The following is a 12,339-nucleotide window of genomic DNA, read 5'->3' as shown; positions in this document are numbered from 1 at the left end:
GAGATCCCCTCGACACGGCTCAGCTGAGCAGATGCGCGTACCTCTGCAGCGGATCGCCCACCGACCGGGTCGACAGCGTCGCCGTCGGCTCGGGCAGCGGAATGCCGGCGCACGTCAGGTCGTGCCGGGGCACGACGCCGTCGACGATGAACGACTCGACGACGTCGTCGACGCACGCGTTGCCGAACGCGTAGATCCCGTGGTCGCCCTCGTCGGTCACGGTCAGCAGCCGGGAGCCCGCGAACCCCTGGTGGGCCCGTTGGGCGCCTTCCAGCGGGGTGGCCGGGTCGCGGACGGACTGCACCATGAGGATCGGCGGCACACCGCGGCCGGTCGGGGGCTTGAGCTGGAGCGGGGGGCGTTGCCAGAACGCGCAGGGCGCGGCGGCCTGGTAGTAGCCGTGCAGGGGGTAGAGCGCCCCTTGGCGGCCGGACTGGCGGGTCAGGTACTCGCGGCCGCCGCGGAACGGGGTGTCGTTGCAGACGACCGCGTGGAACGTGCCGTTCGGGGCGTCCGGGAAGCGGCCGAGCGCCGTGGCGGACGTGGTGGGCCCGGCCTGGTCGACGACCTGCCGGATGAGCGAGAACTGCTCGGCGCCGACCTGGAACGAGTCCTTCGAGTACTGCACCTGGGCCAGGAACAGGTCGAAGCGCATCGCGGTCAGCCGCGACCCGTCGCCCAGCGGCAGCGGGTCGGCGGCCAGCTCCGCCCTGGTGTGCTCGTAGCTCTGCCGCACGGCCTCGGCGGTCGTGCCGAGCTGGTAGAGCTGGTCGTGCCGCGCCACCCACGGCAGGAAGTCGGTGCGGAACCGGCGTTCGAACCCGTGGCCGAAGGCGTCGAAGACCTCCTGGAACGACGCGGTGAACTCGGGGTTCGAGTCGATCACGAACCTGCCCACGCGCCGCGGGAAGTAGGTCGCGTAGTAGGCGCCCAGCCAGCTGCCGCCGGAGTACCCGGCCCAGTTGACCCGGTCACGGCCGAGCAGGTGCCGCAGCAGGTCCAGGTCGCGCACGGTCTGCTCGGTGTTGACCACCTCGCCGAACTCGCCCGAGCCGGTCTGGCAGGCCCTGGCCTGCTGCTCGGCGTTGTCGTTGATCCGCTCGAGGTTCGCCCTGCTCCGGTCGCGCGGATCGGCCAGCACGAGCCAGTCGTACCCGCCGCAGGTGGCGTTGGTGCTCTCCCCGGTACCGCGCACGTCGATCCCGATGATCTCCATGTTCGCCAGCAGCTTCGGCTGCCCCAGGAACATGAGCGGTGTCGTCCGGCCGGGGCCGCCCGGTCCGCCGGGGTTGGTCAGGACGCTGCCCTTCGCCTCGCCGGTCACCGGCCGCAGCCTGCTCACGGCGATCGTGATGTCGGTCCGCGCGCCGGTCCGGTGCCAGTCCCGCGGCGCCCGGTACGCGCCGCACTCCAGGCGTTCGCCGCCCGCGGGCAGCCCCTCCGGCGGGTTCGCCGGGTCGAAGCAGGGTTTCCAGTCGATCCGCTGGTCCAGGTACCGGTCCGGCACCCCCGCCTGCGCCTGCGCGGGCAGTCCTCCGCCCACCAGCAAGCCGATCAGCGCGATCACCGCCGTTGGTGCTCTTCGCATCGATCCCCCTCAGAATGCGCGAGCCTCCACTCCACCGCGCGGTGAGGTCCACCACAACGGTCGGAAGTCGACGGCTGGTGGACCGGAAGGACCACCCCATTTCCCGACCGGACGACCTGGGCAGCCCAGCCGCGGGTAAGTACTGTCGTGGGGTGGGGATCTTCCGAAGAAAGCGCCCGGTGGCGGTCGCCCGCGAAGTGGTCCGGGATCACACCTACGACGACCCGATCGTCGACATCGCGGCCGAGGAGATGGACGCGGGCCACCTGCGCGCGGCCACGACCGTGCTCGCCGAGTGCCGGGACCAGCCGGAACTGCGCGCGCTGCGGCTCGAAGTGCTGCGCGACCACGCCGTCGGCCACGCCGACGAGCTGCTGGAACTCGCCAAGGGCAACACCGATCCCGACCTCTGGCTGCTGGCGGGCGCGTCGTTCATCGGCGAGGCCTGGGCCGTGCGCGGCACCGGCCGGGCCGAGGACATCGGCGAGGACCGGTTCAAGATGTTCTTCGCGACGCTCCGCAAGGCCGTCGCGCCGCTGCACGAGGCCGCGAACATCCTGGAGCGCGACGCCGTGCCGTGGGCGCAGCTCCAGACCACCGGCATGGGGTTGCAGGTCGACCGCGGGCAGAAGGACGAGGTGTGGCGCGAGATCGTCGCCCGCTGCCCGACGCTGTACCCGGCGCACTGGGTGCGCGCGCAGATCCTGGCGCCCAAGTGGGGCGGGTCGACGGAGGAGATGATGGCCTTCGCCAAGGGGAGCGTGGACGCCGCGGCGCCCGGTGACCCGGTGGTGGCCGTGTTGCCGTTGGCGCACTTCGAGGTGTTCCTGGAGAAGTTCGCCGAGGCGGTCCAGTCGCGCAGCGCGCTGAAGGTGGCGTCGCTGAAGATGCGGTACTTCGGGAAGGTGCACGACGAGATCGCCGAGGCGGCGGACAAGTGGGCCATCGCCGTGCCGCGCGCCCATCCGCGCGCGCTCCAGGCCCACAACCTGTTCGCGGCGGCGTTCGCACTGGCCGATGACGGGCCGCGCGCCAAGCGGCACCTGCTCGGCATGCGCGACCACGTGCACGACATCCCGTGGACCTACGTCGCCTACCTGGCCTCCGACGTGGAGAAGGAGTACTCGGAGCTGGCCAACAAGTACCTCTAGGTCGTCGCCCAGGTCGCCTCGGCCGGGTCGTCGGTCAGCGTGAACACGAGCGAGGCCCCGGCTCGGAGCGCCTCGACGTCCACCCACGCCTCGTCGCGGTCGGCGGCGTCCACGGTCAGCGCCCGCACGTACTGCAACCGCGCCGGATCCGCGCCCGGTGCCTCCACGACCACGTCGCCGCTCGCCAGGTGGAGCACCGCACGGGCGTAGCGGGGCGCGTGCAGGACGAACCGGCCGGTCCCCGGTACGACGGGGTACATGCCCAGGGCGCTCAGGACGTACCAGGCGGACATCTGCCCCAGGTCGTCGTTGCCGGTGACACCGGCGGGACCGTCGATGAACAGGGTCTGCGCCGCCCGAACGACGGCCGAGGTCTTCCACGGCCTGCCGACGAGGGTGTACATCCAGGGAGCGTGCAGGTCCGGTTCGTTGTTCGGGTTGTACCGGAACTGGTTGTAGTACTCGTAGGGCCCGACGACCCACTTGTCGTGCGCGGTGTCCTCGGGGTCGACGACCAGGTCGGAGTAGGCGAAGAAGTCGTCGAGCCGCGCGACTGCCGCCTCCTGACCACCCAGGCGTTCGACGAGACCGGGCACGTCCTGCTGGACCAACCACTGGTACTGCCAGGCGGTGCCCTCGTGGAAGCCGTCGTCGTCCTGCGGAGTCGCGGACGGAAGCCACCGTCCGTCGGCCAGCTTCGGGCGCGGGAAGCCGGTGAAGCCCCGGTCGGTGACGGTCGGATCCCACAGGGTGCGGTAGTTCAGACCGCGAGCCGCGAACACGGCCGCGTCATCGTCGTGCCCCAACGCCTTCGCCATGATCGCCAACGCCGAGTCGGCCAGGGCGTACTCGAAGGTGGCGGAAGCGCCGTGGTGCGGATCGACGTCCTGGCCCTTTCGCGGGAAGTCCTTGTCGTACTGCACGTAGCCCTGCGCGAGGTAGCTCGGGTTGCCCGCACGACCGCTGAACGGCGAGCCCACCGCCGGCACACCAGCCGCGTTCTCCCGCAGCGCCGCGTAAGCCCGCTCCTCCAGGCCTTCCAGCGCACCGAACCGCCAAAGGTCGACCAGGAACGGCGTGACCGGGTCACCGGTCATGGTGTTGGTCTCCTGGTTGGCGTACGCCCAACGCGGCAACCAACCACCCTGCTCGTGCACGGCCAGCAACGAGCGGGCAACATCCCGCGCCCTCTCCGGCCGCAGCAGCGCGAGCAGCTGGTTGTGACCCCGATAGGTGTCCCACAACGAGAAGTACTCGTGACAAGTCCACCCCTCAGCCCGGTGCACCTCGTTGTCGAACCCGCGATACCGCCCGTCGACGTCGTTGCCCGTCAACGGTTGCAGCAGCACGTGGTAGAGCGCCGTGTAGAAAACCGTGCGGTCCACGGCGTCATCGGTCTCGATCTCGACGGACGCCAACTCCTCGCGCCAAGCCGCCTCCGCAAGCCCACGCAACTCGTCGAACGACTTCCCCCGCGCCTCACCCAGGTTCGCGGCAGCACCAGCCGGATCGACCTGCGAAAGCGCCGTGGCGGCCGTCACCGGGCCGGGATCAAAACCCACCCACGCCCCACGCAGCCCAGACGCCCCCGACGCCCCTCCCCAGATCCCGGACGTCCGAAAAGGACGATCGAACGTCGTCGTGAAGTGCGTGACGTACGGCTTGCCACCGCAGAACGCCTGCGCCGTCACAGTCCCGGCCAACGTTCGATCGTCCACCACGCGGATCGCGCTAGCGAACACCGGCTCCTTGTCATTGGCCTGCCCCACGTTCACCAGCACCGTGCCCGCCACACCATCGGGAAAGGTGAACCGCTCGACACCGCAGCGGGTGGTAGCCGTGCACTCGACAGTGATCCCACCCGCGAGCGAGACCCGGTAGTAACCGGGCTTGCCGACCTCACCCTCGTGCGAGTACTCCGCCCCGTACACCTTGTGGTCGAACGTCTCGGGCAGCCCACCGGTGATCGGCAGCACCGATACCAACCCACCCTGCTCCCAGCACCCAGCACCGGACAGGAAGAAGTGCCCGAACCCCCGAATCACCGGATCGTCGTACCGGTACCCCGCGTAGTGCGACCCGATCGGACTCGACTGCGCCTTCCCGAACGGCATCGACGCACCGGGAAACGTGTTCCCGTCATCCTTCGTCCCGATGAACGTGTTCACAAAAGCGATCGGCTCCACGGAAACCATCCCACCACCGTAACCAACCAACAGCATGACCACAGGCCTGAACAAACGCGCCGCTCAACACGAAGCTCAACAAACGCGCCGACAAGCACGGAACCGAGCGCGCCCGCACCTCGTGCGGCCGATTTGACTTGGGGTTTTTGGCCCTACACTTGCTCAGCGGGCAGGCTTTTCACCCCTGCCCCTTTTGGGCCCGCAGGGCCAAAAAGAGGGGCCCCAAGTCAAATCGGCCGCACCCGGAGCACATGGGCACCGATGACCGGTTTCGAGCAGCTGGAAACCAGACCGGCATGAGCAGTTGCCCCACAGACCCAGCAGCATGCACACCCCACCCCCCATGACACCGTTGTCCACCCGCGTCCACCCCCCGCAAGCACCATCCGATCTACGACGATTGGCCCCTTGACCAGCCCGATCCACCCCGAACCGTTGACAGGACCCGTGGGATCGGTGTGAAATGCCGCCACTATGACAACGTTGTCCGCGAGTGGTGCGCCCCCCATGGCGGGCGCGGCTGGGCGCAAGGTGCGTCGCGCGACCATGAACGACGTCGCACGGCTGGCAGGCGTCAGCATCAAGACCGTGTCCCGTGTCGTCAACGACGAGCCGGGGGTGCACCCGGCGACCGCCGAGCGCGTGCTCGCGGCCATCGACCAACTCGGTTTCCGCCGCAACCTCAGCGCGCGCAACCTGCGCCGCGGGTCGTCGACGGGCACGATCGGGCTGGTTCTCGAAGACGTCGCCAACCCCTTCTACTCGGGGGTCACCCGCGCGGTGGAGGAGATCTCCCGCCTGCGCGGCCGTCAGGTGATCACCGGGTCCTCGGACGAGGATCCGGCCCGTGAGCGGGAGCTCGCGCTGGAGTTCTGCTCCCGCCGGGTCGACGGGCTGCTGATCGTGCCCGCGGGCCTCCAGCACGGTTACCTCGTGCCCGAGATGCGCGCGGGCACACCCGTGGTGTTCCTGGACCGGCCGGCGGGTGACGTCGTCGCCGACACCGTGCTGGTCGACAACATCGGCGGCACCATCGAGGCCGTGGCGCACCTGGCGGCGCACGGCCACCGGCGGATCGCGTTCCTCGGCGACGCCCCGGACATCTTCACCGCCAACGAACGCCTGCGCGGCTACCGCGAGGGCTGCGTCCGGTCGGGGGTCGGCTACCAGGAGGACCTGGTGGTCATGGGCCCGCACGACGAGCGCAGCATCGCCGCCGCCCTGCACCGGCTCAAGGGCTACCGCGAACCGCCGACGGCGCTCGTGGCGGGCAACAACCGGATCACCGTGCACGTGCTGCGCGCGCTCGCGAACGTCGTGGAACGCCCCGCGCTGGTGGGTTTCGACGACTTCGAGCTCGCCGACCTCCTCTCCCCGCCGGTGAGCGTGATCGCGCACGACGCGAGCGCGCTCGGCAAGGCCGCCGGGGACCTCCTCTTCGCCCGACTCGACGGCGACAGCTCGCCACCGCGCCGCGTCGTGCTGCCGGTGCGCTTGGTACCACGTGGATCAGGGGAGGTTCGTGCGTGAGCTCCGGTGACAGACCAGTCGTACTACCGGCCAACCAGCCGAAGCAGTTCTACCGGGGTGGCGCGTCGATAGCGGCGCTGCGCGGTGACGCGTCGGCGGACTTCGGCCCGGAGGACTGGGTGGCGTCGACCACGACGCTCTACGGCCGTGACGACGCCGGGTTGTCCACGCTGCCGGACGGCACGCTGCTGCGCGACGCCGTGGCGGCCGACCCGACCGGCTGGCTGGGCGCCGAGCACGTGGCCGAGTTCGGCGCGGACACCGCGCTGCTGGTCAAGCTGCTCGACGCCGGGCAGCGGCTGCCGGTGCACTGCCACCCGTCGAACGCCTTCGCCTCGGCGCACCTGGACTGCCGCCACGGCAAGACCGAGTCGTGGATCGTCGTCGGCACCAGCGGACCGGAGCCGACCGTCTACATCGGATTTCGCGACGACGTGACCGACGAGCAGCTGGAGTCCTGGGTGGCCGCCCAGGACACCGAGGAGATGCTCGCCGCGCTCAACCCGGTCCAGGTGACCGCGGGCGACACGGTGTTCGTGCCCGCGGGCCTGCCGCACGCGATCGGCGAGGGCGTCTTCATCGTCGAGTTGCAGCAGCCGACGGACTTCTCGGTCACGTTGGAGTGGAAGGGTTTCCTCGCCAACGCCGACATCGGCCACCTCGGGCTGGGCTACGACACCGCCCTGGAGTGCGTCGACCACTCCGGGTGGGCCAAGACGCTGGACTCGCTGATCCGCCGCACCGGTGGCGACACGGCCGAGGTGGTGAACCTCTTCTCCGAGCAGGCCGACCCGTTCTTCCGGGCCGACCGGCTCCAGGTGAGCGGCTCGCTGGCCCTCGAACCGTCGTTCGCGGTGCTCGTGGTGCTCGACGGCGAGGGAACGCTCGGCGACGTGCCGGTCCGCAAGGGCAGCACGGTCGTCGTCCCGCACGGTGCTGGTGAGGAGGTGCTCAACGGTGAGCTCGTCGCGATCCGATGCAGGCCGCCGAAGGTGGTCGGGTAGCAGGGGTGGCCGTGGCTGACCCGCTGCTCGACGCGCGCGACCTGGTCAAGCACTACGGCGGCGTGGAAGCGCTGCGGGGTGCGTCGTTCACCGCGTACGCGGGTGAGGTCGTCTCGCTGATCGGCGACAACGGCGCGGGCAAGTCGACGTTGGTGAAGTGCCTGGCGGGCGTCCAGCGGCCGGATTCCGGCACGGTGGAGTTCGACGGGCGCCCCGTCGAGCTGGACTCGCCGATCGCCGCCAGGGCGCTCGGCATCGAGACGGTGTTCCAGGACCTGGCCGTGGCTCCGGACCTCGATCCGGCCGCGAACCTGTTCCTGGGGCGGGAACTGCGCAAGCCCGGTGTGCTCGGCCGGCTGGGCGTGCTGGACAAGAAGGAGATGCGGCGGCGTGCCGTCGGGTCGTTCGACGACCTCGGCGTCACGCTCCAGAGCATCGACGTGCCGATCGGCTCGCTCTCGGGCGGGCAGCGGCAGAGCGTCGCGGTCGCCAGGTCCGTGGTGTGGGCCAGCAAGCTGGTCTTCATGGACGAGCCGACGGCCGCGCTCGGCGTGGTGCAGCGGGAACGGGTGCTCGACGTGATCCGCCGCGTCCGCGACCAGGGCATGGCCGTGGTGCTGATCAGCCACAACATGCCCGAGGTGCTGGCCGTGTCAGACCGCGTCGAGGTGCTGCGGCTCGGGAAGCGGGTGGCCAGGTTCCGGGCCGCCGACACGACCGTCGAGGAGCTGGTCGGCGCCATGACCGGCGCGCTCTCCCAGGATGACGCCGGATGACGCCCCAGCGGAAGTCCCTCGGCAAGCGGCTCGTCGGCACCAACACGCTGTGGATCGCGCTGGTGCTGCTGCTCCTGATCGCGGTGTTCGGCGCGTTGCGGCCGGACGCCGTGCTCAGCGTGTTCACCCTCCAGACCACGCTGGTGGAGACAGCTGTTCTCCTGGTTCTGGCCGTGGGCATGACGTTCGTGATCATCACCTCCGGGATCGACCTGTCCGTCGGGTCGGTGCTGGTGTTCTCCGGTGTCACGTCGGCGATGACCATGAACGCGCTCAGCGGCGGCGACGCCACGGACGCGGGCTGGGGCGTGGTCGTCGTCGGGCTGCTGGTGGCGCTGGTCAGCGGCGCGGCGTGGGGCCTGCTCAACGGGCTGCTGATCGCGAAGGCCGGGATCCCGCCGCTGATCGTGACGCTGGGGTCGTTCGGCGCCGCCCTCGGCGCCGGGCAGCTGATCTCCAACGGCTCCAACGTGAGCGGCGTGCCGAACGTGCTGAGCGACAACCTCGGCACCGGAACCACGTTCGGCATCCCCAACCTGGTGATCCTCGCCGCGGTGGTGACCGCGCTGGGCGCCCTGCTGCTGGGCACCACCAGGTTCGGGCGGCACACCTACGCGATCGGGTCCAACGAGGAGGCCGCCCGGCGGGTCGGCATCGGCGTCACCCGGCACCTGATGACGGTGTACCTGCTGGCCGGTGTGCTCGCGGGGCTGGCCGGGTTCATGGCGATGGCGTACTTCCGGGTCGCGTCGGTCACCGGGCACGACACCGACAACCTCAACGCCATCGCGGGCGTGGTGCTCGGCGGCACGTCGCTGTTCGGCGGTGCGGGCTCGATCGTCGGGTCGATCTTCGGCGTGTTCATCCCCGCGGTGCTGCGCAAGGGTTTCGTGATCGTGGGCGTCAACGTGTACTGGCAGCCGATCGCCGTCGCGATCGTGCTGGTGGCCGCGGTGTGGTTCGACCAGTCGCGCCGCAGGGCGCGAGACCGAAACTAGGAGGAGAACGTGTCAACGAGGACAGTTCGCACTCTGGGACTCGCCGCCGCGGCGCTGCTGCTGACCGCGTGCGGGAGCAGTGGGCAGATCGGCGACTCGGGGTCGGCGAGCACGGCCAAGAAGATGGTGCTGATCCCCGGTGTGGCGGCCGAGCCGTTCTACATCTCGATGGAGTGCGGTTTCCGGGAGGCCGCGAAGTCCGCCGGGTACGAGGTGGACGTGCAGGCGCCCGCCAAGTTCGACGCGCCCCTCCAGACGCCGATCGTGACCGGCGTGCTGGCGAACAAGCCCGCGGCCGTGCTGATCGCGCCGACCGACGACAAGGCGCTGGCCGGGCCGATGAAGCAGCTCAAGGACGCCGGGATCAAGGTCGTGGAGGTGGACACGAAGCTCCAGGACACGTCCATCGCGTCGGCCACGATCTCGTCGAACAACGAGCAGGGCGGCGCGAAGGCGGCGGAGACGCTGGCGAAGCTGGTCGGCGACAAGCCGGGTTCGGTGCTGGTGCTCAACACCAAGGCCGGGACGTCGACCACCGACGCGCGGGCCAAGGGGTTCGAGACGGAGATCAAGAAGTACCCGAACCTGAAGTACCTGGGGCAGCAGTACACCGACAACGAGCCCGACCAGGCCGCGTCGAAGGTGACGGCCACGCTGTCGGCGAACCCGGACCTGATCGGCGTGTTCGCCACCAACCTGAACACCGGTGAGGGCGCGGCCACGGGTCTGCGCAACGCCGGGAAGACCGGTGCGGTGAACCTCGTCGGGTTCGACGCGAGCCCCAAGCAGGTGCAGGACCTCCAGGCCGGGGTGGTGCAGGCGCTGATCGCGCAGGACCCCGCGACCATCGGCAAGGTCGGCGTCGAGCAGGCCGTCGCCGCGATCGAGGGCAAGGAAGTGAAGCGGGACACCGAGACGGACCTGGTGGCGATCACCAAGGACGACGCCTCGGCCAACGAGAAGTACTTCTACAAGCAGTCCTGCTGACGGGTGCCGGGGTGGGCGGCAGTCCCGTCCACCCCGGTAGTCGGCCCCTCACACCGGGTGAGCGGCGGAAGTATTGATGTGGTGCGACTTTCGTCGATCCGGTGACCGATCGGCGCCCGCACCGCCTACGGTCCACGCATGACAGGGGTACGCGCGTTCGCCGTGGAAGCGGTGGACATCCGCAAGAGCTACGGCGAGCTGAAAGCCGTCGACGGGGTGTCGTTCACCGTCGACGAAGGGGAGTTCTTCGGGATCCTGGGGCCCAACGGCGCCGGGAAGACCACGACGCTCGAGATCGTGGAAGGCCTGCGCGAGCCCGACGCGGGAACGGTGCGGCTGCTGGGCGAGAGCCCGTGGCCCCGCAACCTCGAGCTGCTGCCGCGCGTGGGCGTCCAGCTCCAGGCGTCGAGCTTCTTCGAGAAGCTGACGGCGCGGGAGCAGCTGGAGACCTTCGGGTCGCTCTACGGGGTCGGCAAGTCCGTCGTGGCCGACATGCTCGACCTGGTGGGGTTGCTGGACAAGGCCGAAGTGCAGGAGAACAAGCTGTCCGGCGGGCAGCGGCAGCGGCTGTCCATCGCCTGCGCGCTGGTGCACGACCCGGACATCGTGTTCCTCGACGAGCCGACCGCCGCGCTGGACCCGCAGGCCAGGCGGAACCTCTGGGACGTGCTGCGGGCCATCCAGGGGCGCGGCAAGACGATCGTCTACACGACGCACTACCTGGACGAGGCCGAGATCCTCTGCGACCGGGTGGCGATCATGGACCGGGGCAGGGTGCTGGCGATGGACTCGCCGGCGGCACTGGTGCGCGGACTCGACGCGCCCACCCGGATCACGCTGCAACCCGGTGCGCTGACGGCGGAGGCCGCCCGTGCGATCGAGGGCGCCGACGACGTGGTCGAGGACGACTCGTCGTTGACGATCTCCACCCGCAAGCCCTCGACCGTGTTGTCCACCCTCGCCGAGAGGGGCGCGCTCGACGGCCTCCAGGTGCGGACCGCGACCCTGGAGGACGTCTTCCTCGACCTGACTGGACGGGAGTACCGGGCATGAGCACCGCGTTCAAGAGCCTGTCGGTGGCGATGGTCAAGGGGTTCCTGCGGGACCGGATGTCGCTGTTCTTCATGTTCGTGTTCCCGCTGATGTTCCTGGTGGTCTTCGGGCTGCTGTTCCGGGACTCCGGCACGGACAAGATCAAGCTGGCCGTGGTCGGCGACGGGCCCGTGGTGGCCGCGCTGGAGCAGACCGGCGCGGTGGAGGTGCAGCGGTTCGACGACCAGCAGGCCGCGCTCGACAAGGTCAAGGACGGCGACCTGCCCGCCGCGCTGATCCTGAGCGGCACCGACGTCCGGCTGCGGTTCGCCGCCAGCGACCAGGTCGCGGCGGGCACCGTGAACGGGCTCGTGTCCGGTGTCGTGGACAAGGTCAACCTCGGGGCGACCGGTCAGCCGCCCGCGTTCACGCTGGACCGGCAGCCGGTCGAGGACGCCTCCCTCAAACCGATCCAGTACCTGACGCCCGGCATCCTCTCGTGGGGCGTGTCGATCTCCGCGGTGTTCGGGTCGGCGCTGACCCTGGTGTCGTGGCGCAAGAAGCAGGTGCTGCGCCGGATCCGGCTGGCGCCGGTGAGCGCGTTCACCGTGCTGACCTCCAGGGTCGTGGTCAGCGTCGGCGTGGCGGTGCTCCAAGCCGCGCTGTTCGTGGCCGTCGCGTCGACCCCGCCGTTCGGGCTCCGGCTGTCCGGCAGCTGGTACCTCGCGCTGCCGCTGCTCGTGCTGGGCACGCTGGCGTTCTTCGCGATCGGCATGCTGGTCGGCGCGTTCTGCAAGACGGAGGAGGCCGCGAGCGGCGCGGCCAACATCATCGTGCTGCCGATGTCGTTCCTGTCCGGCACGTTCTTCCCCATCGAGAACGCGCCCGGCTGGCTCCAGGCGGTGTCGAAGGCGCTGCCGTTGCGGCACATGAACGACGGGATGCTCGACGTCCTGGTGCGCGGCAAGGGGATCGGCGCGCTGGTCGTCCCGTCGGCCGTGCTGATCGGCTTCACGCTCGTGGTCGGCTTCACCGCCTCGCGCGTGTTCCGCTGGGAGGACTGACCCCCGACGGGCTGGTGAGCGCG

The 12,339-nt window shown here is 70.0% G+C and carries 10 protein-coding genes; 8 read left to right on the top strand and 2 right to left on the bottom strand.

Features of this window, described 5'->3' with window-relative positions:
• Positions 1-19 precede the first annotated feature (19 nt).
• The gene (locus RM788_RS17930) at positions 20-1,588 is read right to left on the bottom strand and encodes an alpha/beta hydrolase (RefSeq protein WP_315932841.1); all 1,569 of its coding nucleotides are present in this window, start codon (positions 1,586-1,588) and stop codon (positions 20-22) included.
• 152 nt (positions 1,589-1,740) lie between these two features.
• Here RM788_RS17930 and RM788_RS17925 point away from each other — a divergent pair, with 152 nt between their 5' ends.
• Positions 1,741-2,739, top strand: a complete 999-nt coding sequence (locus tag RM788_RS17925; protein WP_315932840.1) for a hypothetical protein — start codon at positions 1,741-1,743, stop codon at positions 2,737-2,739.
• Here the strand turns inward: RM788_RS17925 and RM788_RS17920 are convergent.
• Positions 2,736-4,934 (bottom strand): GH92 family glycosyl hydrolase, encoded by a 2,199-nt coding sequence (locus RM788_RS17920; protein ID WP_315932839.1) that lies wholly within the window; start codon positions 4,932-4,934, stop codon positions 2,736-2,738. The two genes, RM788_RS17925 and RM788_RS17920, sit on opposite strands and share 4 nt — an antisense overlap.
• Before the next feature lie 537 nt (positions 4,935-5,471).
• On the opposite strand from RM788_RS17920, the gene RM788_RS17915 reads away from it, so the two are divergent.
• The 7 genes from RM788_RS17915 (at position 5,472) to RM788_RS17885 (ending at position 12,316) form a co-directional block, all read left to right on the top strand.
• Positions 5,472-6,455, top strand: coding sequence for a LacI family DNA-binding transcriptional regulator (locus tag RM788_RS17915; RefSeq protein ID WP_315932838.1), 984 nt, complete (start codon positions 5,472-5,474; stop codon positions 6,453-6,455).
• Complete coding sequence (locus RM788_RS17910) at positions 6,452-7,459, top strand: class I mannose-6-phosphate isomerase (protein WP_315932837.1); 1,008 nt, start codon at positions 6,452-6,454, stop codon at positions 7,457-7,459. The genes RM788_RS17915 and RM788_RS17910 overlap by 4 nt, the downstream gene beginning before the upstream one ends.
• Before the next feature lie 11 nt (positions 7,460-7,470).
• Entirely contained in the window at positions 7,471-8,235 is a 765-nt protein-coding gene (locus RM788_RS17905; protein ID WP_315932836.1) for an ATP-binding cassette domain-containing protein, read from the top strand.
• Complete coding sequence (locus RM788_RS17900; RefSeq protein WP_315932835.1) at positions 8,232-9,233, top strand: ABC transporter permease; 1,002 nt, start codon at positions 8,232-8,234, stop codon at positions 9,231-9,233. Before RM788_RS17905 ends, RM788_RS17900 begins: the two co-directional genes overlap by 4 nt.
• A gap of 9 nt (positions 9,234-9,242) precedes the next feature.
• Positions 9,243-10,220, top strand: coding sequence for an ABC transporter substrate-binding protein (locus RM788_RS17895; RefSeq protein ID WP_315932834.1), 978 nt, complete (start codon positions 9,243-9,245; stop codon positions 10,218-10,220).
• Between the two features lie 138 nt (positions 10,221-10,358).
• A complete protein-coding gene (locus tag RM788_RS17890; RefSeq protein ID WP_315932833.1) occupies positions 10,359-11,273 on the top strand; it encodes an ABC transporter ATP-binding protein in 915 nt (304 codons plus the stop codon).
• Entirely contained in the window at positions 11,270-12,316 is a 1,047-nt protein-coding gene (locus RM788_RS17885) for an ABC transporter permease (protein WP_315932832.1), read from the top strand. Before RM788_RS17890 ends, RM788_RS17885 begins: the two co-directional genes overlap by 4 nt.
• Positions 12,317-12,339: the final 23 nt, after the last annotated feature.

It is taken from the genome of Umezawaea sp. Da 62-37, from assembly GCF_032460545.1.
Classification (GTDB): domain Bacteria; phylum Actinomycetota; class Actinomycetes; order Mycobacteriales; family Pseudonocardiaceae; genus Umezawaea.
This window is presented reverse-complemented; position numbering and strand designations above follow the sequence as displayed.

Coding starts and splice junctions, on each gene's coding strand:
- RM788_RS17930 (WP_315932841.1), bottom strand. CDS start 1,588: ATGCGAAGAGCACCAACGGCGGTGATCGCGCTGATCGGCTTGCTGGTG.
- RM788_RS17920 (WP_315932839.1), bottom strand. CDS start 4,934: ATGGTTTCCGTGGAGCCGATCGCTTTTGTGAACACGTTCATCGGGACG.
- RM788_RS17915 (WP_315932838.1), top strand. CDS start 5,472: ATGAACGACGTCGCACGGCTGGCAGGCGTCAGCATCAAGACCGTGTCC.
- RM788_RS17900 (WP_315932835.1), top strand. CDS start 8,232: ATGACGCCCCAGCGGAAGTCCCTCGGCAAGCGGCTCGTCGGCACCAAC.
- RM788_RS17890 (WP_315932833.1), top strand. CDS start 10,359: ATGACAGGGGTACGCGCGTTCGCCGTGGAAGCGGTGGACATCCGCAAG.
- RM788_RS17885 (WP_315932832.1), top strand. CDS start 11,270: ATGAGCACCGCGTTCAAGAGCCTGTCGGTGGCGATGGTCAAGGGGTTC.